Annotated in this window: 20 protein-coding genes; 11 read left to right on the plus strand and 9 right to left on the minus strand. The window is 49.8% G+C overall.

Annotation, left to right across the window (positions count from 1 at the left end; genetic code table 11):
* From SU32_RS08530 to uvrA, 5 genes are all read right to left on the minus strand, one after another.
* Positions 1-429, minus strand: coding sequence for an FKBP-type peptidyl-prolyl cis-trans isomerase (locus SU32_RS08530; RefSeq protein WP_053998935.1), 429 nt, complete (start codon positions 427-429; stop codon positions 1-3).
* Between the two features lie 157 nt (positions 430-586).
* The gene (locus SU32_RS08535; protein ID WP_053998936.1) at positions 587-2,281 is read right to left on the minus strand and encodes a glycine/sarcosine N-methyltransferase; all 1,695 of its coding nucleotides are present in this window, start codon (positions 2,279-2,281) and stop codon (positions 587-589) included.
* A gap of 435 nt (positions 2,282-2,716) precedes the next feature.
* The gene (glnA, locus tag SU32_RS08540; protein ID WP_053998937.1) at positions 2,717-4,123 is read right to left on the minus strand and encodes a type I glutamate--ammonia ligase; all 1,407 of its coding nucleotides are present in this window, start codon (positions 4,121-4,123) and stop codon (positions 2,717-2,719) included.
* Positions 4,124-4,173: 50 nt separating this feature from the next.
* Positions 4,174-4,512, minus strand: a complete 339-nt coding sequence (locus SU32_RS08545; RefSeq protein ID WP_053998938.1) for a P-II family nitrogen regulator — start codon at positions 4,510-4,512, stop codon at positions 4,174-4,176.
* A gap of 252 nt (positions 4,513-4,764) precedes the next feature.
* Positions 4,765-7,689 (minus strand): excinuclease ABC subunit UvrA, encoded by a 2,925-nt coding sequence (gene uvrA, locus SU32_RS08550; protein WP_053998939.1) that lies wholly within the window; start codon positions 7,687-7,689, stop codon positions 4,765-4,767.
* Between the two features lie 222 nt (positions 7,690-7,911).
* Here uvrA and ssb point away from each other — a divergent pair, with 222 nt between their 5' ends.
* Positions 7,912-8,406 carry a single-stranded DNA-binding protein gene (ssb, locus tag SU32_RS08555; protein WP_053998940.1) on the plus strand — a complete coding sequence of 165 codons (495 nt, stop codon included), beginning with the start codon at positions 7,912-7,914 and terminating at the stop codon, positions 8,404-8,406.
* Positions 8,387-8,851 carry a hypothetical protein gene (locus SU32_RS08560; RefSeq protein WP_245625511.1) on the plus strand — a complete coding sequence of 155 codons (465 nt, stop codon included), beginning with the start codon at positions 8,387-8,389 and terminating at the stop codon, positions 8,849-8,851. The genes ssb and SU32_RS08560 overlap by 20 nt, the downstream gene beginning before the upstream one ends.
* An 11-nt stretch (positions 8,852-8,862) precedes the next feature.
* On the opposite strand, the gene SU32_RS08565 is transcribed toward SU32_RS08560, so the two are convergent.
* On the minus strand, positions 8,863-9,489 hold the full coding sequence (locus SU32_RS08565) for a MarC family protein (protein ID WP_053998941.1): 627 nt from the start codon (positions 9,487-9,489) through the stop codon (positions 8,863-8,865).
* 328 nt (positions 9,490-9,817) lie between these two features.
* Here SU32_RS08565 and gyrA point away from each other — a divergent pair, with 328 nt between their 5' ends.
* From gyrA to tgt, 8 genes are all read left to right on the plus strand, one after another.
* The gene (gene gyrA / locus SU32_RS08570; protein WP_053998942.1) at positions 9,818-12,664 is read left to right on the plus strand and encodes a DNA gyrase subunit A; all 2,847 of its coding nucleotides are present in this window, start codon (positions 9,818-9,820) and stop codon (positions 12,662-12,664) included.
* A complete protein-coding gene (locus SU32_RS08575; RefSeq protein WP_053998943.1) occupies positions 12,664-13,287 on the plus strand; it encodes a LysE family translocator in 624 nt (207 codons plus the stop codon). Before gyrA ends, SU32_RS08575 begins: the two co-directional genes overlap by 1 nt.
* Positions 13,288-13,532: 245 nt before the next feature.
* Positions 13,533-13,937, plus strand: coding sequence for a hypothetical protein (locus SU32_RS08580; RefSeq protein WP_053998944.1), 405 nt, complete (start codon positions 13,533-13,535; stop codon positions 13,935-13,937).
* Positions 13,938-13,988: 51 nt separating this feature from the next.
* A complete protein-coding gene (coaD, locus tag SU32_RS08585; RefSeq protein ID WP_211097723.1) occupies positions 13,989-14,474 on the plus strand; it encodes a pantetheine-phosphate adenylyltransferase in 486 nt (161 codons plus the stop codon).
* 13 nt (positions 14,475-14,487) lie between these two features.
* Positions 14,488-15,072 (plus strand): peptidylprolyl isomerase, encoded by a 585-nt coding sequence (locus SU32_RS08590; protein WP_053998946.1) that lies wholly within the window; start codon positions 14,488-14,490, stop codon positions 15,070-15,072.
* 49 nt (positions 15,073-15,121) lie between these two features.
* A complete protein-coding gene (locus SU32_RS08595; RefSeq protein ID WP_053998947.1) occupies positions 15,122-15,628 on the plus strand; it encodes a peptidylprolyl isomerase in 507 nt (168 codons plus the stop codon).
* A 72-nt stretch (positions 15,629-15,700) separates the two neighbouring features.
* Positions 15,701-16,759, plus strand: coding sequence for a tRNA preQ1(34) S-adenosylmethionine ribosyltransferase-isomerase QueA (gene queA, locus SU32_RS08600; protein WP_053998948.1), 1,059 nt, complete (start codon positions 15,701-15,703; stop codon positions 16,757-16,759).
* On the plus strand, positions 16,756-17,886 hold the full coding sequence (gene tgt, locus SU32_RS08605; RefSeq protein ID WP_053998949.1) for a tRNA guanosine(34) transglycosylase Tgt: 1,131 nt from the start codon (positions 16,756-16,758) through the stop codon (positions 17,884-17,886). The genes queA and tgt overlap by 4 nt, the downstream gene beginning before the upstream one ends.
* On the opposite strand, the gene SU32_RS08610 is transcribed toward tgt, so the two are convergent.
* From SU32_RS08610 to SU32_RS08620, 3 genes are all read right to left on the minus strand, one after another.
* Positions 17,883-18,473 (minus strand): ferric reductase-like transmembrane domain-containing protein, encoded by a 591-nt coding sequence (locus tag SU32_RS08610; RefSeq protein ID WP_053998950.1) that lies wholly within the window; start codon positions 18,471-18,473, stop codon positions 17,883-17,885. The genes tgt and SU32_RS08610 overlap by 4 nt on opposite strands.
* Positions 18,474-18,487: 14 nt before the next feature.
* Positions 18,488-18,976, minus strand: a complete 489-nt coding sequence (locus SU32_RS08615; protein WP_053998951.1) for a hypothetical protein — start codon at positions 18,974-18,976, stop codon at positions 18,488-18,490.
* A gap of 100 nt (positions 18,977-19,076) precedes the next feature.
* On the minus strand, positions 19,077-19,502 hold the full coding sequence (locus SU32_RS08620) for a DUF4864 domain-containing protein (protein ID WP_201454903.1): 426 nt from the start codon (positions 19,500-19,502) through the stop codon (positions 19,077-19,079).
* A gap of 141 nt (positions 19,503-19,643) precedes the next feature.
* On the opposite strand from SU32_RS08620, the gene SU32_RS08625 reads away from it, so the two are divergent.
* Positions 19,644-20,528 (plus strand): VOC family protein, encoded by an 885-nt coding sequence (locus SU32_RS08625; RefSeq protein ID WP_053999070.1) that lies wholly within the window; start codon positions 19,644-19,646, stop codon positions 20,526-20,528.
* The last annotated feature ends 5 nt before the right edge of the window (positions 20,529-20,533 follow it).

Raw genomic sequence — 20,533 nt, forward strand, 5'->3', positions numbered from 1 at the left:
TTATGTGACGGAGACAAGCTCAACATCAAAGACAAGATCCTTACCTGCCAACGGATGATTGGCATCCATGGTAACGGTTGTATCGTCTGCCTCGATAACTGTTAGATTGATGGTTTGTCCGTCCTGACCGGTCGCCTGAAGCTGTGTTCCAACTTCTGTTTGAATTTCGGCAGGGAGCTGGCTGCGTTCAACTTTCTGAATGCCTTCAGGATGGTGAGGGCCGTATGCTTCGGCGGCCGGAATTTCAATTGTCTTTTTGGCGCCGACTTCCATGCCACGCATTGCTTTATCAAGGCCCGGGATAACTTGGCCTGCGCCTAGTTCGAATGTAAGCGGGTCGCGGTTTTCAGAGCTGTCGAATACAGTACCATCCGGGAATTTACCCGTATAGTGAATGTGTACGGTGTTGCCGTGTGCTGCTTCTGTCATAATATATGCTTCTCGGGATAAGGTTCTGGGGAGCGTACTCACCCATTGGATTGTCCGCCATGCGGCGGGATGTGTCCCTAACATAGTAAGGCAAGCCGCGATGTAAAGGCATCGCGGCCAGCTTATCTTGTTTCTATAGCCTCAGTGGCGATCTGAATTAGCTGTTAGCCGGCTTTTTCAGCTTAATGATTCCCCAAGCCAGATAACCTTGTTCACCGCCGTCGATCCATCGGTCCAGACCGCGCAACATGTTCTCGATATATTCTTCAGAAGCGCCTTCCGCGACTTTTTCACGGTTGGCGATAAGCTCTTCTTTAATGCGGGAGAAATGCTTTGGCAGTTGCGTACTCAGATCGGTTGTCGCTTCGACTTCAAAGCCGATCAACTTTGCCAGTTCGATATAGCTTGAGAATGAAGCAAGGCTTGTTAGATGAAGACGATCATATATCGGCTGCAATACGCCTTCGGGACAAATGTCCGCCTGCATTGGGTCCGTGAAGATCATTGTTCCGCCATTTTTCAACACACGGAAGCTCTCGGCCAGTATTTTTTCACGCGCATCAGAATGCAGAAATGCATCTTGTGACCATACAATATCAAAACTGTCATTGGCCGCCGGTATATCTTCAAAGTTACCATGCGTTACGGTGATATTGTCTTGAAGGTTCGCGCGTTTCACCATCAGGCGATTGCGATCGTTTTGTGTATCTGACAAGTTTAAGCCGGTTACTCTGCAATTAAATTTATTGGCAAGATATCTTCCGGTTCCACCGTAACCTGATCCCAAATCAATGACTTTAGAATCCGCGTTCAGTTCAGGCAGTATTGAGCACATACGATCAATCGTCGCGAAGCCCGCATCTTTGACATCATTGGTGTCATCATAGATGCCTAGATGCAGGTCTTCGCCGCCCCAGATTGTCGAGTAGAATGTGTCTGCATCGTTGCTGTTGTAATAGTCTTCGGTGATGGCAAGCGAACGGATGGATTGATTTATCGGCATAGGCACCGATGGTGTCAGCACCGATTTTTCTGCGACATGTACAAAAAAGTCGGCATCTTTATCGCTATAAGCCGACTCGAAATCTCCATAGGTGCGGATGCGCTCAAAACCGCCTTCGCGTAATAATTTACGCATGTAATTTTTTCTGATCGGGCATAAATTCAGGGTGTAAGACGTGTCGTCGGGGAAAGAGTATTCAAACCGGACCAAATCTTCAGCGATGTGGATTGGCTTTGCTGAGACCTGATTGCCGCAATAATAGTACTTATGTTTGGATGAATAGCCGCTATCGAGCATGTAATCATAATTGCGCTGGTCAATGATCAATATGCCGTTTGGCTTCAATGCCGCATAAAATTCAGCAAGCACCCGTCTTCTGTCCAGTTCGTCGTGGAGGTGGGTGAAAGAATTGCCAAGGCAGATAATGGCATCATACCGGCTTTCGGTGCTTCGTCCGAGCCAGCGCCAGTCCGCTCGTAAAGTCTTAAGTGTAAGGCCGCGTTCCTGTGCGTTCTGGAAAGCTTTGGCAAGCATTGCGCCGGAACCGTCAGCAGACGTGACGTCAAAACCTTCTTCAATCAAGCGGACCGAATGGAAACCTGTTCCTGTAGCGACATCAAGAACAGTCTGTTTGCCGCGTGAACGAAGGACGTCGACAAAAAAGTCGCCTTCGCCTTTTGCTCGGCCTTCCCAGTCAATCAAAGAGTCCCACTTATCGACAAACTCTGAAATGTACTCATTGCGATAATGGTCTGTAGACCGGTCTTTTAACGGGTTTGAATTGTATTTTTGCTTTTTAAGAGCAAGTTCTGGGCTGGAAAACTCGGATGATGCTTCGGAATTTATCATTCAAAAATCCTGTCAATTTGCCGTCGTTTCAGAAACCTAAAAATATCTCTATACCAAATACGATAGATATGTTTCTAAAAACGACATTTCGATAATTTTGTCATCCTTTATTATGATCAGTGCGCAACTATTTTAATAATGCTGCATGTTGAGAAATATTTTCGTTCGTGCAGGGGCAAGATTCGCCGTCACAGAAGGAGGGTGGCAAGGCGTTCTTTGTTTCGGGTAGAGAATGTGTTGCTGGGGCTTTGACGTGTAGTTGGCGGAGGCTGATTTGGGCCGTCAGGATTTACAAGTTGCCTGTATGATGGCTTTGTGTGTCGCATATGATGTCAAAGCAAGTTTAATAGTCATTATCAAATAGCGGAGATGGCGCAAAAAAACCGGCGGCCATTTCTGGTCGCCGGTTCTGAAAAGGTGTCGATATCGCTTAAATTAAAGCGAGTAGTACATATCGAATTCAACCGGATGAGGTGTCTGCTCGTAGCGCAGGTTTTCTTCCTGTTTTAGAGCGATATACGCGTCAATCTGGTCGTCATCAAATACGCCGCCTGCTTTCAAATATTCACGGTCTTTATCCAAAGCTTCCAGTGCTTCACGCAGTGAAGTACACACAGTTGGAATTGACGCCAATTCTTCCGCAGGAAGATCGTACAGATCTTTGTCCATTGGTTCGCCCGGGTGAATTTTGTTTTTGATGCCGTCAAGGCCGGCCATCAGCATTGCTGCGAATGCAAGATATGGGTTGGCCATCGGGTCAGGGAAACGTACTTCCATACGCTTGCCTTTTGGCGACGGTGTAAACGGAATGCGGCAAGAAGCAGAGCGGTTACGCGCTGAGTATGCCAACAGAACAGGTGCTTCGTAGCCCGGTACCAAGCGCTTATACGAGTTGGTGGACGGGTTGGTGAAAGCGTTCAATGATTTGGCGTGTTTGATAATGCCGCCGATGTAGAACAGACATGTTTCAGACAGGCCAGCATATTCGTCACCAGCAAACAAAGGCTTGCCGTCTTTCCAGATTGACTGGTGAACGTGCATTCCTGTGCCGTTGTCGCCGAAGACAGGCTTAGGCATGAATGTTGCTGTCTTGCCGTATGCATGTGCAACGTTCTGAACAACATATTTGTAGATCTGTGTTTCGTCCGCTTTGGCAACGAGCGTATTGAAGATCATTGAAAGTTCGTGCTGGGCAGCGGCAACTTCATGGTGATGTTTCTCTGTTGAAACGCCCATTTCAGCCATAACAGTCAACATTTCAGAACGCATATCCTGACAGCTGTCGACCGGGTTTACCGGGAAGTAGCCACCCTTGGTAGCCGGACGGTGGCCCATATTGCCTGTTTCATATTCTGTGCCTGTGTTTGAAGGCAATTCAGATGAATCAAGCGAGAAGCCTGTGTTGTAAGGATCTGTGTTGAAGCGAACATCATCAAAGATGAAGAATTCCGGCTCAGGGCCAAAATATGCTGTGTCGCCAAAACCGCCTGATTTAACATAGGCTTCCGCACGTTTTGCTGTCATGCGCGGGTCACGGTTGTAGCCTTCGCCGGAAACCGGATCGAGAATGTCACAGATAACAACCATAGTGGACTGCGCGTAGAACGGGTCCATATGCGCTGATGCGACATCCGGCATCAAAACCATGTCTGACTCGTTGATGGCTTTCCAGCCGCCAATGGACGAGCCGTCGAACATCACGCCGTCGGAGAACATGTCCTCATCGACAACTGCGACATCAATAGTAACGTGCTGCAATTTACCGCGTGGATCTGTGAAGCGCAGGTCAACGAACTTTACGTCGTTGTCTTTGATTTGCTTCATAATATCTTTTGCGCTCATTTATTGGCCTTCCTTCTCATTTTAAGTTGGCTCGTTTTAACGTCAGACGATTATACGGCGTCTGCGCCGGTTTCTCCCGTGCGGATTCGCACGACTTCTTCAATCGGAGAGACAAAAATTTTGCCATCACCGATACGACCTGTTTGCGCCGCATTGCGGATCGCTTCTATTGCGGCATCTACAGCTTCGCTTGTTACCACAACTTCAATTTTCACTTTCGGCAGGAAGTCCACGACATATTCTGCGCCACGGTATAATTCGGTGTGACCTTTCTGGCGACCGAAACCTTTTGCCTCTGTTACAGTGATGCCCTGTAGGCCAACTTCCTGTAGTGCTTCTTTGACTTCATCAAGCTTGAACGGCTTGATGATGGCTTCGATCTTTTTCATTCAGGTGACCTCCAATACATGTTGACGCGTGCTATGCATGAAGCGTGCCAACTTATATCCGATGCCGGAATTGAATTTAATGTCGGCACATCATGCAATATCCAGCTTTTTAAGCCTGATACGAGCCATTGGCAAATCGGCGCAATTTTAGCCTGATTAAAAATTACGCTTTCTGCCTAAAATATATGCAAATGATGATTTTGCAGGCATTTCACATGGTTCAATCCATGCCTGCAATATTAATGGTGCTTACTATTCTGCGGCAACCTGCTTGAGAGGGCGGCGTTCAAGAAGCTCTTTCAGGAAGATGCCGGTATGCGAACGCTCGACCGTCGCGATTTGCTCCGGTGTTCCTTCGGCAACAATTTCGCCGCCGCCATCGCCGCCTTCAGGACCAAGATCAATGACCCAGTCCGCGGTTTTGATCACCTCAAGGTTGTGTTCAATGACAACAACCGTATTGCCGCCATCGACCAGCTCATGCAGAACCTCCAGCAGTTTGGCGATGTCATGGAAGTGCAGGCCAGTTGTCGGCTCATCCAATATATAGAGTGTTCTTCCTGTCGAGCGGCGCGATAGTTCTTTTGCAAGCTTGATGCGCTGGGCTTCACCACCGGACAAAGTTGTCGCCTGCTGTCCGACCTTCACATAGCCCAATCCAACGCGGCGCAGTGTTTCCATCTTGTCGCGCACGGCCGGTACGGCGGCGAAAAACTCCACGCTTTCGTCAACCGTCATTTCCAATACGTCCGAAATGGATTTGCCTTTAAATTCCACCTCCAACGTTTCGCGGTTGTAACGCTTGCCGTGACAGACATCGCACGTCACATAAACGTCGGGCAAAAAGTGCATTTCGATCTTGATAACGCCATCGCCCTGACAGGCCTCGCATCTGCCGCCTTTGACATTGAAAGAGAACCGTCCGGGTTGGTAGCCGCGCACTTTTGCTTCTGGCAATTGTGCAAACCACTCACGGATCGGCGTAAAGGCACCGGTATATGTTGCCGGATTGGAGCGCGGTGTTCGACCAATAGGCGACTGGTCAATGTCAATGACCTTGTCGATATGCTCAAAGCCTTCAATGCGGTCATGTTCTGCGGGCACATCGCGTGCGCCATTGATACGGCGCGCAGCAGCTTTGTAGAGCGTTTCGATCAGGAACGTGGATTTTCCACCACCGGAAACGCCCGTTACAGCAGAAAATACGCCGAGCGGCAGAGTTGCTGTCACATCTTTAAGATTGTTGCCTTTGGCACCAATGACTTTTATGCCGCGCTTTTTGTCAATTTTCCGCCGTTCGGGACGCATCGGTATCGTCAGTTCACCTGTCAAATATTTGCCAGTGAGTGACCTCTTGTTTTTCATCACCTGTTTGGGCGTGCCGCTGGCGATGATCTCGCCGCCGTGAATGCCGGCGGCCGGTCCAATATCAACCACATAATCGGCGGTCAGAACCGCATCTTCGTCATGCTCAACGACGATGACTGTATTGCCGAGATCGCGCAAATGCCGCAACGTTTCCAACAGGCGGGCATTGTCGCGCTGGTGCAGACCGATGGAAGGTTCATCCAGCACATAGAGAACACCGGTCAGGCCTGAACCGATTTGGGAGGCCAAGCGGATACGCTGGCTTTCACCGCCTGAAAGCGAGCCGGAGCCGCGTGATAGAGTGAGGTAATCAAGGCCGACATCAACCAGAAACTTCAGGCGATCACGGATTTCTTTTAAAATCCGGCCGGCAATCTCCATCTGTTTATCAGTCAGATTATCCGGCAAATTGTTGAACCAGTCATTGGCGACGCGGATCGACATTTCGGAAACCTGGCTGATGTGCAGCTTGTTGATTTTAACCGAGAGCGCCTCTTCTTTCAGGCGGTGGCCATCACAGTGAGAGCAGGGATTACGCGACATGTAGCGTTCGATTTCTTCCCGCATCCATGCAGAATCGGTTTCGCGCCAGCGGCGCTCCAGGCTTGGAATTACGCCTTCAAACGGTTTGCGCGTTTTGTAAGTCCGCAAGCCATCATCATAAGCAAAATCAATGTTTTGCGAGCCTGTGCCGTAAAGTACGGCATCCTTGCTTTCCTGTGTTAAATCAGCCCAGACATCGGTCATTTTAAAGCCGTACAACTTGCCGACGGCTTGCAGTGTTTGCGCATAATATGGCGAAGGGTTGCTGGATTTCGACCACGGTGCAATGGCGCCTTTTTGCAAACTCAAGCCCGGATCAGGAACTACCATGCCCGGATCAACGCCTTGTTCTGTGCCCAAGCCATCACAATGGGGGCAGGCACCAAACGGATTGTTGAACGAGAACAGGCGCGGTTCAATTTCAGGAATTGTAAAGCCGGATACCGGGCAGGCGAATTTCTCGGAGAAAACCATCCGCTCATGGGTGTCATTTGCCGACTTGTTTTTCGCTTCTTTCTTGGTTTCGCTGTCGGGCAATGGCTTATCGGCAAATTCAGCGATTGCCATGCCGTCTGTCAGGCGCAGACATTGTTCCAGTGAATCGGCAAGTCTGGACTGCATGTCCTCGCGTACGACAATACGGTCGACGACGACATCAATATCGTGTTTGTATTTTTTATCGAGGGCAGGGGCGTCGGCAAGTTCGTAAAACTCGCCATCAATCTTGACCCGCTGATAGCCTTTCTTCATCAGCTCAGCGAGTTCCTTTTTATATTCACCTTTGCGTCCGCGTACGATCGGCGCGAGAATATAAAGGCGGGTGCCTTCTTCCAAAGCAAGAACGCGGTCCACCATTTGGCTGACAGTCTGGCTTTCGATCGGCAATCCGGTCGCGGGCGAATAGGGAATACCGACACGCGCAAACAGCAGGCGCATATAGTCATAGATTTCGGTAACTGTGCCGACAGTCGAGCGCGGGTTCTTCGAGGTGGTCTTCTGCTCAATTGAAATTGCCGGAGACAGGCCGTCAATCTGGTCAACATCCGGCTTCTGCATCATTTCCAGAAACTGGCGCGCATAGGCCGAAAGGCTCTCCACATAGCGGCGTTGGCCTTCGGCATAAATCGTATCAAAGGCGAGGGATGATTTTCCTGATCCTGAAAGGCCGGTCATGACGATGAGCTTGTCGCGCGGTAAGTCAATATCGACGTCTTTTAGATTATGCTCACGCGCACCACGCACTGAAATATATTTGCTGTCGGCCATTTTATGATCGCTGTTGTTTCTGCAATGAAGTCGATTTCACCTACCATTTAGACCGTATCGCGGCCATGTCGAGGTCGGCGAAGTGAATCTTGACAGATTCGCCTTGGCTTAATAGAACAAAAAAAGAACATATGAAAGTCTGTGGACAGTCCATATGCCACTGTTTTGCATCAATTCGATGCTTTAGTGTATGTGGAAAGAATTCGAGTAGGAGTCTCTGCAATGGCAGGCAGCGTGAATAAAGTTATTTTGGTTGGAAATCTGGGTGCTGATCCGGATGTTAAGCGCATGTCGAGCGGTGATCCGGTGGTCAACCTTTCGGTTGCGACATCTGAATCCTGGCGTGACAAGGCTTCCGGTGAACGCCGTGAGCGTACGGAATGGCATCGCGTTGTAATTTTCAATGACCAGTTGGCAAAAGTTGCCGAGCAATATTTGAAAAAAGGCGCAAAAGTCTATCTTGAAGGCGCTTTGCAAACACGCAAGTGGCAAGACCAGAACGGTCAGGATAAATATACGACCGAGATTGTGCTTCAGCGTTATCGCGGTGAATTGCAGATGCTTGATGGCCGCAATGACCGTGAAGGCGGTTATCAGGGCGGCGGTCAACAGCGCAGTGTTTCCAATGACAGCGGCTATGGCGGCGGCAACCAAGGCGGTCAATCATCCGGTGGCGGTGATTTTTCCAGAGATATGGATGACGAAATTCCGTTCTAAGAAGAAGCATAGAAAAGAAATGAATGTCCGCGCGGGTGAAGCATATTTGCCGCGCGGCGTTTTCGTGCCGTTACCTAGCCTGACCTTTAGAGCTATCGTGGTAGCATTAGGCCTCGTCGTAACTTCAGGGAATGGCATCGCAGGTCAGGCTGATGTCGTTGCTGTTGAAGCATCACAGAGCGTAGATAAGTCTTGGCGGTTTAGTGTAACGGTCAGGCACGATGATGCCGGATGGGATCATTACGCTGATAAATGGTCCGTCTTTGCACCGGATGGGTCAATACTTGGTGAACGTGTGCTGGTGCATCCGCATGACAATGAACAGCCATTTAGACGCTCGCAGAGCGGTATCGTCATTGATGACAAAATAGATTCTGTCGTCGTTAAGGCGCATGACAATGTTCATGGCTGGGGCGACGACTTTACTTATAGGCTGGAAAAGTAAGGCCGCTGGATTTAACCCGCTATAATGGCCTTAATGCCATCTGCCACGAACTGCACGGCAAGCGCTGACAGGATGACACCCAAAAGGCGTGTAAGCACCGAGCGGCCGGTTTCTCCGAGCAATTTGTCGACTTTTTCCGCAACAAGAAAAACCAGATAAGTGACGAAAATTATCGCGCCGATAATCAGAATTAAGCCGGTGCGCTGGGTAGGTGAGGCAAAATCATTTGACAACAGAATGCCGGCCGAAATGGCGCCGGGCCCAGCCAGAAGCGGAATTGCCAAAGGAAAGATGGCGACCGAGCGTACCTGATCGGCGGTAATCGCTTTCTGGGCGGTTTCTTCATGGCGTTCCTGACGCTTTTCAAAAATCATTTCAAAAGCGATCCAGAACAGCAATAGACCGCCAGCGACGCGGAATGCGGGCAGGGTAATGCCGAAAAGTGTCAGAATGCCTGACCCGGCAATGACAAACACAACCAGAATAGCAAATCCCATTAGACATGAACGAAGAGCGACCTGCTTGCGCTGTGTCGAGTCCATGCCGCCGGTCACAGCCAGAAACAGCGGAGCCAGTCCCGCCGGATCGATGGTCACCAGAAGTGTTACAACAGCGTTCACAATGAGGTCGAAGTTCATAGTAGGTCCATTATCGTGAATCTGAGTGCGTTGGTTCGTATTCGGTCTTATCTATATCGACAAAATCATATAAGTTCTACTGTAAGAAAATGCCTGTCGTTTAATGGCTTAATACCCTGTAGCAAACACTCTGAAAGCGGGCTGCTATCGTTGTATTCGTCTTAATATTTGATGCGCTGTTGGCATTGCAGTGAAACGAAAGCTCTAAGGATGGGAATTGTTGGGTTTTGCCCACCGTTGAATGGTGGATAAATACCCGTAAACCTTGGATGTTTGGCTTAAAAGGGCTAATCTTACTCAATTGATTCTGAATTGAAAGTGGCTAGTTTTGAACGACAAAACACCGATCGATGACAACGGCGGAAATTCCGGCATTGAACCTATCTCTATTATAGAGGAAATGCAGCGCTCATATCTCGATTATGCGATGAGCGTGATTGTATCCCGTGCGCTTCCAGATGTGCGTGACGGCTTGAAGCCTGTTCATCGCCGTATTTTATATGCGATGCATGACAGCGGTTATCACTGGAACCGCAAATATGTGAAATCATCGAAAATTGTCGGTGACGTGATGGGTAATTTCCACCCGCACGGCGATGGCGCAATTTATGATTCTCTTGTTCGCATGGCGCAGGACTGGTCATTGCGTGTGCCGCTGGTTGACGGGCAGGGCAACTTCGGTTCGATCGACGGTGATCCGCCGGCAGCGATGCGCTATACGGAATCCCGGCTTGAGAAAGTCGCGCATGAGCTGCTTGAAGATATCGACAAGGACACAGTTGATTTTCAAGACAACTATGATGGCTCACGTGAAGAGCCAAAAGTGTTGCCCGCACGTTTTCCAAACCTTCTAGTCAATGGTTCAGGCGGTATTGCTGTGGGTATGGCGACCAATATTCCGCCGCACAATCTGGGCGAATTGGTGGACGGCTGCATAGCTATGATCGACAATCCGGCTATTACCTTGCCGGAAATGATGCAGTATGTGCCGGGTCCGGATTTTCCAACCGGTGCCATTGTGCTTGGTAAATCAGGTATCAAATCGGCCTATGAAACAGGTCGCGGCTCGATCATTATGCGCGGTAAGGCGGAAATTGAGCAGCGCGCCAATGACCGCGAAGCAATTGTCATCACTGAAGTGCCGTATCAGGTCAATAAAGCGACTATGATTGAGAAAATGGCCGATCTGGTGCGTGAGAAACGCATTGAGGGCATTTCGGATATCCGCGATGAATCTGACCGTTCAGGCTATCGCGTCGTTGTTGAAATCAAACGCGATGGCAATGCGGAAGTCGTTCTAAACCAGCTTTACCGTTATACACCGCTGCAAACATCATTTGGCGCCAATATGGTGGCGCTCAATGGCGGTAAGCCTGAACTAATGAACATTATGGATATGTTGCAGGCATTTGTGACATTCCGTGAAGTTGTTGTTCAACGGCGTACAAAATTTCTTCTGCGCAAGGCACGTGACCGTGCGCATGTCTTAGTTGGTTTGGCGATTGCTGTCGCCAATATTGATGAGATCATCCATCTCATCCGCACCGCGCCGAATCCGGCGACAGCGCGCGAACAGTTGATGGAACGCCGTTGGCCTGCAAAAGATGTTGCGCCTCTTGTTGAACTGATCGCCGACCCGCGTCACAAGCTTAACGAAGATGGTACCTACTTCCTGTCAGAAGAGCAGGCGCGCGCTATTCTTGAATTGCGTCTTGCACGTCTTACCGCGCTCGGCCGTGACGAGATTGCCGACGAGCTCAATACGATTGGCGGTGAGATTAAAGACTATCTGGAAATTCTGGCATCGCGCCAGCGCATTCAGGACATCGTCAAGCAAGAGCTTTCGGATGTGAAAGAAGAATTTGGTACGCCGCGGCGCACACTGCTCACCGAAGGCGGCCCTGATATGGACGATGAAGATCTCATCGCCCGTGAAGAAATGGTCGTCACATTTAGCCATGAAGGTTATATCAAGCGCGTTCCGCTCGATACGTACCGCGCACAGCGCCGGGGTGGCAAAGGGCGTTCGGGCATGGCGACCAAGGACGAAGATTTCGTCACCCGTCTGTTTGTTGCCAATACCCACACGCCGATATTGTTCTTCTCTTCGCGTGGCATTGTCTACAAGGAAAAAGTGTGGCGTCTGCCTATTGGAACGCCGACATCGCGCGGTAAATTCCTGCGGAACATGCTGCCGCTTGAAGCCGATGAGCGCATTACTTCCATCATGCCGCTTCCAGAAGATGAGGAAAGCTGGGCAAATCTTGATGTGATGTTTGCGACAACCCGCGGCACAGTGCGCCGCAACAAATTGTCCGACTTTGTTCAAGTCAATCGTAACGGTAAAATTGCGATGAAATTTGAAGAAGGATCGAGCGACGAAATTCTGTCCGTGCAGACCTGTTCGGAAGATGATGACGTGCTGATGACGACCGCGCTTGGTCAGTGTATCCGCTTTGCCGTTACCGATATTCGCGTGTTTGCCGGACGTAATTCGACCGGTGTGCGCGGTATGAATATTGCCGAAGGTGATAATGTAATCTCCATGTCTATTCTCGGCCATGTTGATGCAACAGCGGAAGAGCGTGCCGGTTATCTGAAACATGCTGCCGCACTTCGCCGTGCTGATGCAGAAAGCGAAGAAGCTTCTGTAAGTGCTTCTGATGATGATGAAAATACTGTTGCGGTGGAGCTGTCTACCGAGCGTTTGAACGAGCTGGCTGAGCGCGAACAATTTGTGCTGACAGTTTCTGAATTTGGCTACGGCAAGCGTTCATCGTCGTATGATTTCCGTGTTTCGGGACGTGGCGGCAAGGGCATTAAAGCAACCGATACATCCAAGACCAAAGAGATAGGCCGCTTGGTTGCGACTTTCCCTGTTGATAGAGATGACCAGATCATGCTGGTGTCTGATAATGGTCAGGTTATTCGTGTTCCTGTTGACGGCATCCGGTTTGCCAGCCGCTCCACAAAAGGGGTTACGATCTTCAAAACCCGTGCGGGTGAGCGTGTTGTATCGGTTGAGCGTATATCCGAGCCGGCTGATGATGAGGTGGAAGATGGTGAGGGCATTGAAGCTGTTGAAGGTGTCGTCTTACCTGAAGGTGGTTCCGGCGGTCCAATTGAAGGTGATACCGATTTGCCTGATACAGCATTGCCCGGAGATGATGAATAATGGCTGACGCGGCGGTGCTTTGGACATTTGTGCTTGCATGTGCGGCTATCGTCGTTGTGCCGGGGCCAACGGTAACAGTCATTATCGCCAACTCGCTTCGATCAGGTTCGAAGGCCGGGCTCATGAATATTGCCGGTACGCAGCTTGGTCTGGCAATTATGATTGGGATTTTAGCCTTCGGTTTGCAGGCCGTCATCGCGGTTATGGGCGAGATATTTGACTATGTGAAGCTGATTGGCGCTGCCTACCTCATTTATATCGGTATTATGATGTGGCGCTCGAACGGCGCTTTGGCGGAAGCTCAGGTGGGTGTTAAAAAGCGCTCTATGAGCGGCTATTTCTGGCAGGGTTTTTTCGTCATTTGGGCAAACCCCAAAGCGCTGCTTTTCTTCGGCGCTTTCATTCCGCAATTTGTTGTTCCCGACGGAAATCCCGCATTCCAGACAATGATCTTGGGCGGTATATTTATGGTCGTCGGCGCTGTGGGGGACGGTCTTTATGCTCTGGCTGCCGGAAGAACGGGCAGTTGGCTTACACAAGCCAATATCCGCCTGATAGAGCGGATATCGGGTACCGCACTTATTGGCGGTGGTATTTGGTTGGCACTATCAAAACGCGCGTAATTACTTATGATTTGTTTCGCGCATCATGAGTGCTGCAGATAAGCCGCCTGTTATGGTTAAAAGAGCAAGCGCGAAAGCAACTGTATAAAGTACGAACATTTTGTGTTCCTATTCTTGTTATGAGCGCAGATGTTATTTTTGTTTTCGTGCGCTTTTATTGACTTGCCGATATAACGCCGTATCGCGCAGAAAGTTGCATCATATTAGAACACACATGCGTGTTCTGCCTGTGAGGAGGTATCGTTTTGCTCAGATTTTTCCACCAAAAACTGGTCTTAAGCTTTGTTTTTATGTGCTTTTATTCTGCACCTGCTTTTGCGACGGCAAATATTCACTGCCACGCGACTGACGGCCGAAGCGGCGAGATATCGCTCAATGTCGGACGTTTGAATGTGTTGTCTGTTCTATCGGCAGATGTGACAGCCTTCGGCAAAACCTGGTCTACTGTTGATAACCGAGGCACGAAGATTTTAGTCGGGCAAGCATTTCAAGATAAGGAACGCATGTTTGTCGATTTCACCGATGATAATGTTGATCAAATTCTCATTTCACTGCGGACAGTGCGCGTTTCCACTGCTGACGAATTTGGTGAAGCGGGAATTTTGCGTATCGGTAAAGCTGTATATCCTGTTTTATGCGAAAGTGGCTGATTGCGGCTTTCAAGCTGCGGCAAAAGCATATAAATCATCGCTATGACAAAGATAAATATCGGCTTTTATTCAGGCTCATTCGACCCCATTACCAATGGCCATATGGCTGTTCTTGCGGGCGCGTTGGCCTCATTTGACCATATCATCATCGGCATTGGCGCTCATGCTGTTAAAAAAGGCATGTTTGATTTCGACCAGCGCAAGGCACTCATAGAGGCATCGCTGCAAGAGTCAGCGCTTGACCCTTCGCGGGTGAGAGTCGTCGCATTTGACGGTTTGGTGGTTGATGCCGCCAAAAAAGAAGGCGCACTGGCTATCGTGCGCGGTCTGCGTGATGCTTCAGATTTCGATTATGAAATGCAAATGGCTGGCATGAACGCCGAATTGGCTCCGGACGTTCAAACAATATTTATTCCTGCAACAGTGGACACACGCCCGATCAGCGCCACATTGGTCCGGCAAATCGCAACCATGGGCGGCGATGTGTCGTCATTTGTTCCTGCGCCGGTATTACAGGCGCTCAAAAAACTCAAATAAACAGGATATTTTTATGCGTTTAGAAAAATTTTTTACAGGTGCCTTAACAGCAATGACGATTGCTGCGGCTTCTACGGTTGCTGCATGGGCAGCAGAGCCGGAGAACACGATGGTCATTACGCTTGAATCCGGTGAAGTCGTTGTTGGTTTGCGTCCTGACCTTGCGCCGAAACATGTTGAACAGATCAAGCAGCTTGTACGTGCAGGTGAATATGACAATGTTGCTTTTCACCGCGTCATTGAAGGTTTTATGGCACAAACCGGCGATGTTCAGTACGGCGATATGGAAGATAATTACAGCGCGCAACGGGCCGGTACGGGCGGTTCCGATCTTGGCGACATAGAAGCTGAATTTACAGATACGCACTTCAAGCGCGGCATCGTTGGTATGGCACGGGCACAAGACCCGAACTCTGCTAATTCGCAATTTTTCATCATGTTTGCTGATGGCGACTTTCTCAATGGTCAATACACTGTTGTGGGTGAAGTCGAGAGCGGTATGGAATATGTGGACGGTATCAAGCGCGGTTCCGGTCAATCCGGTTCAGTTTCTAACCCGGATCGCATGATCAAGGTTGAGATTGCCGCCGACAAATAATAGGGACATGTCACGATTATTTTAATATCCCAAAACGAAGGAATAAATTTTGGCTTATAAAGACCCGGAAAATACACTCATCCTGGATACAACCAAGGGCGAGGTGGTTATTGAAATGCGTCCCGATCTTGCTCCCAACCATGTTACGCGTATCAAGGAACTTGCGCGTGCGGGCGAATATGACGGTGTGGTTTTCCACCGCGTTATCGACGGTTTCATGGCGCAAACAGGTGATGTTAAATTCGGCAAGCAGGGCGGCGCTTCATTTGACGCCAACCGTGCCGGTATGGGTGGTTCGGACAAGCCGGACCTTGCGCAGGAATTTTCTGATGAAAATCATGGACGCGGTGCCTGTTCTATGGCGCGTGCGCAAAACCCGAACTCTGCGAATTCACAGTTCTTCATTGTTTTTGACGATGCCAGCTTTTTGAACAAGCAATACACTGTTTGGGGCCAGGTCATTGAAGGCATGGAAAATGTTGACCAGCTTAAGCGCGGTGAACCGGTTCAAATGCCTGATTCAATTACAACAGCAAAAATCGCTGCTGATTTGTAAGAGTTTGCAATAATAGCTTATTAGGCAGGCTTTCGATTGAGGGCCTGCCTTTTGTATGTTTGGACTTCGCCAATGCGCGTTAATGATTTTGATTTCGAATTGCCGGAAAAGCATATTGCATTGCGTCCGGCTGAACCGCGCGACAGTGCGAAATTGCTGGTTGTTAAACCGTCCGGCCGTGAAGATTCACAAGTCAGCAATCTGGCTCAATTTTTAAAGGCCGGTGACTGCCTTGTTTTCAATGATACAAAAGTCATTCCCGCGCAGCTCAATGGCATTCGCGAGCGCGATGGCGCACCTGGCGCAGAGGTCGGCTTTACACTTCATCTTCGCGGCGCCGCTGATAGCTGGAATGCATTTGCCAAAGGGGCAAAAAAACTGCGCGTGGGCGATTCTGTTACATTCGGCGCCGATTTGACGGCCCGTATCGCCGAAAAACTGGATGGCGGCGAGGTGCGGCTTGTTTTTAATCGTACCGGACCGGAACTTGATACGGCAATTATGGCAGTCGGGCATGTGCCGTTACCGCCATATATCGCCGCCAAGCGGGAAGACGACGGTAAAGACCTGAAAGACTATCAAACAATCTATGCGCGTGAGGATGGTGCTGTGGCAGCGCCGACCGCCGGTTTGCATTTTACCGATAGGCTTTTTAATTCATTGGACAAAGCCGGTATCAAGCGCGAATTCGTAACGCTGCATGTCGGTGCCGGTACGTTTCTGCCTGTTAAAGTAGACGACACAAAAGACCATAAGATGCATTCGGAAATTGGAACGATATCCGATGACGTGGCTCAGCGTCTCAATGCTGTAAAACAGGCTGGCGGGCGCATCGTTGCTGTCGGTACGACATCGCTGCGTTTGCTTGAGAGCGCTGCGAACAGTGACGGAACATTGTCTGCCTGGCGCGGCGCAACCGATATATTTATTACGCCCGGTTATAAATTTAAATTTGTTGACTTGCTGATGACCAATTTCCATCTGCCACGGTCAACCTTGATGATGCTGGTAAGCGCCTTTGCGGGATATGAGAATATGCGCAAAGCCTACGAACATGCAAAAACGCACGATTACCGGTTCTATTCATATGGCGATTCAAGCCTGCTTTTTCCTGAAGGTTCAGAAGAATGACACAAGATTTTGGCTTCACGCTACATAATAGTGACGGTATGGCGCGGCGCGGGACGGTCCATACAGGCCGCGGCGACATTCAAACGCCTGCCTTTATGCCTGTGGGGACCGTTGGAACGGTAAAGGGACTTTATCTCGATCAAGTTAAGGATGCCGGTGCTGATATAATCTTGGGCAATACATATCACTTGATGCTGCGCCCTGGTGCCGAGCGCATGGACCGGCTTGGGGGCTTGCATAAATTTATTGGTTGGGATGGCCCAATTCTGACCGATAGCGGCGGCTTTCAGGTTATGAGCCTGTCGGCCTTGCGCAAGATAAGCGAAGAGGGCGTTACGTTCAAAAGCCATGTCGATGGAAAATTGTTTGAGATGTCACCGGAACGCTCAATCGAAATCCAAGGCTTGCTTGGTTCTGACATTCAGATGCAACTCGATGAATGTGTGGCGCTACCCGCCGATCATGACACTATGAAAAGCGCGATGGAGCTGTCCTTGCGCTGGGCCGAGCGGTGCAAAACAGCTTTCGGCAACCAGCCCGGTAAAGCGATGTTTGGTATTGTGCAAGGCGGTGACAATGTCGGTCTGCGCGAGCAATCCGCACAAGCTCTAGTCGACATGGATCTGAAAGGGTACTCGATCGGCGGGCTTGCTGTTGGCGAACCGCAAGAAGTTATGCTGGCGATGCTGGATGTTGTCTGCCCGATTTTGCCGACCACGAAGCCGCGCTATCTCATGGGTGTCGGTACGCCGCAGGATTTATTGCGCTCTGTGGCACATGGCGTGGACATGTTTGACTGCGTTATGCCGACACGTTCGGGACGCCATGGTCTGGCCTTTACGACACGCGGGCGTGTGAATCTTAAGAATGCACGCCATGCCGAAGATACCCGGCCGTTGGATGAGGGCGTTAATTGCACGGCGTCGAATTCTTATTCCCGTGCCTATCTGCACCACCTCATCCGCTCAAATGAGATGCTTGGAATGATGTTGCTCAGTTGGCACAATATTGCTTATTATCAACATCTTATGGCAGGTATTAGAGACGCTATATCAAATAATAACTTTGCACAGTTTGCGGAAGAAACCGAAGCGCGATGGGCGGCAGGTGATATTGATGCCCTCTAGCTCTTAAAAAATAACTGCTTAGCTCTTATTGCTGTTGCCACGACAACCAAAGCGCATAACGCAATCTTGGTGTAGAACTCCATTGTGCCATCAATCATTAGGGCATGAACTACCGTCCCGATTACGATGATGACCGCCAGCATCATATGTGCATAGCGCCAAGAATGCAGTCTAATGCGGAGTTTTCGCCGGAGTGCGGCAAGAATGGCCGTAGCAAACACAGCCCACATAGCGGTTACACCCCAAATTGAAAAAGGGGTAGGCGATCTAAACAGCAATGCATCGATGACATCTGGTGGACTGGTAATCCAAAGACCGATGACATGCGCTAGGACCATCAGCACCAGAGCGATACCGATAATTTTGTGAATTTTTCGAGCACGCTTTGCTGATATGTCGGGTAAATAGTTGCCAGCCAAAATTGGTTGAAGCAATAGTAAAGCCAGTCCGGCTATGCCAGCGAAACCAGCGATAATGTAAATCGGCTGTCTGTATTGAAGAAGCGGGCTGAAACCGGCAGCTAGAAGTGGCGCACATAGCGCTGTCGCCAGTGCTCCCCATATTAAACCAGTACGGGTAGCGCCCATTTCTTGTGTCTCAACTAAACTGTGACCAAAACAAAATCTGCGGTGAGCGACTTCTGGTCTGGGCTGTCTAATAGTGGCCGTAGAAATACTGTTTCAAAGCCTTCGTTTTCAGATGCCAGATGACCATGAGCCTGGCCGAAGGCTGGCACAATTTGCGGCATATCCATTGTGAACACACCATTTTCGTCGGTCAATGTGGCACCATGGCTTCGCTCATCGCGCTCATGGCCTTCGGTTGTATGTGCCCAGATTTGAATGCGCTGTCCAGCCAATGGCATACCATCGCTTGCACGGCGTACTGTGCCTGTCATTGTAAAGCCGCCGCCACCAATACGTTCAACGATTGGCGCGTTCGGGCGATAATTGTTGGAGCCACCGCGCATCGTCGGCGTAGGTGCAAGGCCTTGCGCTTTTGCCGGAACGATCAATCCTGATACGCCAACTGTGAGTGCGGCGCTGCCAGCAGTCAATATCGCACGACGGGTGATAATGTTACTTCTCATCATGATTCTCCGGTCGGAATTTGAAAGCTCTAATTTTAAATATGCCTCAAAGTCGACAAGAATAGTGTCTTCAACATTACAAATAGGAAAGGTTGAAGCCTCAAGTCATGCCTGCCGCGCCTTTGCGCAGATTTACGCCATCCACTTTCCAAGTTCCATCCGGCTGTCGTTGCATGTAGTAGACCGCGGTCCAGTCGGAACCGTCCGGCGCGCGAATAAGAACATCCTGTTTGATGCGGCCTTCTGCCAGATCTTCCGTATTACCAAAGGCGTAATTGCCCGGCCTTAATACGGGAAGGTAACCGCCCTGAACCATCGCCATGAACTGTTCAACGGTGGGAAAGAACCCTTTTATGTTGTCAGACGCAAATGAGTAGGCTCGATCGAAATCACGGGCAATAAAAGCCTCGAGCTGGTCCGTAATTACGCTGCGCGCTGCATTGTTATCTGATTGTGCAAGTGCCGTCACAGGAGCGAACAACAAAGCAGCCACGATAAGAGCGCTTCGAAATAATTTCATTATCATTCGCATTTCCTCCAACTATAACTATAGAGTAGACGAGTGGCAGGGCAATAAAGTTTCAAATTGCCGGTTCGTCCGGTGGTGCGCTTGCGGTTGATTGAGAAATCGGGCAGAGCTTCATCAGATTCAGAAAGCGGAAAATCGATGACAGCAAAATTCTTTGATCATGCGGTTCTACCAGTCGAAAGCCTTGAGGCTAGCCGCGAGCGGTATCAGGCGCTCGGCTTTACAGTGGCGCCCGATGCGCGCCATCCTTTCGGTACAGAAAATGCCTGCGTTTTTTTCAATGACGCAACCTATCTTGAGCCATTGGCGATCGGCCAGCGCGAGGACTGCGAAGCGACAGCACTTGCAGGCAATATGTTTACCGCTGTTGATCAGGCATACCGGTTTCGCAATGGCGAGAACGGATTTTCAGCTCTTGGTTTTGTAAGCAAGGATGCTGCAGCCGACAGACAGATTTTCAAATCCAAAGGTATCTTGGCAGGTGAAAATCTAACTTTTTCACGTCTGTTCAAAACGCCGGAAGGGGCTGAAGAAGAGGGCTCCTTTGAACTGGTTTTCACGCGCGATTTGCGCGCACCCGACATAACGCTTTTTGCGTGCCAGAATATCAAAGCACCTAAGATAGATAAGACTGCCTTGAAAAATCACGCCAATGGCGTGACCGGTATAAAGGAAGTTATCCTGTCTGAATTTGTCCCGTCAGACTTCCAGTATTATTTACAACCGGTCATCGGCAACCGGGATACGCCGTCCCATTCTTTCGGTATGGAAATTTCAGCGTCCAATGTGAACTTTAATGTGCTGACACCCGAAGGTTTGAAGGTGATGTTTGGTGCATCCCGCCAAAGCGCTGAACGTGGCCTGCGCTGCGAAGGTATCGTGCTGGCTGTGGACGATCGCGCTAAACTGGAAAAAGCGCTTGCTGATGGCGGTGTGAAACCACGCGATATGGGGCGCTATTTAGTGGTTGATCCTGCGCCTGGACAGGGTGCTTTTCTCGCATTTAATGTATCAGAGATTTAGAGCGA

It is taken from the genome of Ahrensia marina (assembly GCF_001293565.1).
Lineage (GTDB): Bacteria > Pseudomonadota > Alphaproteobacteria > Rhizobiales > Rhizobiaceae > Ahrensia > Ahrensia marina.

Excerpts from the sequence above, each read along its gene's own strand:
- SU32_RS08530 (WP_053998935.1), bottom strand. The coding sequence starts at position 429 with ATGACAGAAGCAGCACACGGCAACACCGTACACATTCACTATACGGGT.
- SU32_RS08535 (WP_053998936.1), bottom strand. The coding sequence starts at position 2,281 with ATGATAAATTCCGAAGCATCATCCGAGTTTTCCAGCCCAGAACTTGCT.
- glnA (WP_053998937.1), bottom strand. The coding sequence starts at position 4,123 with ATGAGCGCAAAAGATATTATGAAGCAAATCAAAGACAACGACGTAAAG.
- SU32_RS08545 (WP_053998938.1), bottom strand. The coding sequence starts at position 4,512 with ATGAAAAAGATCGAAGCCATCATCAAGCCGTTCAAGCTTGATGAAGTC.
- uvrA (WP_053998939.1), bottom strand. The coding sequence starts at position 7,689 with ATGGCCGACAGCAAATATATTTCAGTGCGTGGTGCGCGTGAGCATAAT.
- ssb (WP_053998940.1), top strand. The coding sequence starts at position 7,912 with ATGGCAGGCAGCGTGAATAAAGTTATTTTGGTTGGAAATCTGGGTGCT.
- SU32_RS08560 (WP_245625511.1), top strand. The coding sequence starts at position 8,387 with ATGACGAAATTCCGTTCTAAGAAGAAGCATAGAAAAGAAATGAATGTC.
- SU32_RS08565 (WP_053998941.1), bottom strand. The coding sequence starts at position 9,489 with ATGAACTTCGACCTCATTGTGAACGCTGTTGTAACACTTCTGGTGACC.
- SU32_RS08575 (WP_053998943.1), top strand. The coding sequence starts at position 12,664 with ATGGCTGACGCGGCGGTGCTTTGGACATTTGTGCTTGCATGTGCGGCT.
- SU32_RS08590 (WP_053998946.1), top strand. The coding sequence starts at position 14,488 with ATGCGTTTAGAAAAATTTTTTACAGGTGCCTTAACAGCAATGACGATT.
- queA (WP_053998948.1), top strand. The coding sequence starts at position 15,701 with ATGCGCGTTAATGATTTTGATTTCGAATTGCCGGAAAAGCATATTGCA.
- tgt (WP_053998949.1), top strand. The coding sequence starts at position 16,756 with ATGACACAAGATTTTGGCTTCACGCTACATAATAGTGACGGTATGGCG.
- SU32_RS08610 (WP_053998950.1), bottom strand. The coding sequence starts at position 18,473 with ATGGGCGCTACCCGTACTGGTTTAATATGGGGAGCACTGGCGACAGCG.
- SU32_RS08615 (WP_053998951.1), bottom strand. The coding sequence starts at position 18,976 with ATGAGAAGTAACATTATCACCCGTCGTGCGATATTGACTGCTGGCAGC.
- SU32_RS08620 (WP_201454903.1), bottom strand. The coding sequence starts at position 19,502 with ATGATAATGAAATTATTTCGAAGCGCTCTTATCGTGGCTGCTTTGTTG.
- SU32_RS08625 (WP_053999070.1), top strand. The coding sequence starts at position 19,644 with ATGACAGCAAAATTCTTTGATCATGCGGTTCTACCAGTCGAAAGCCTT.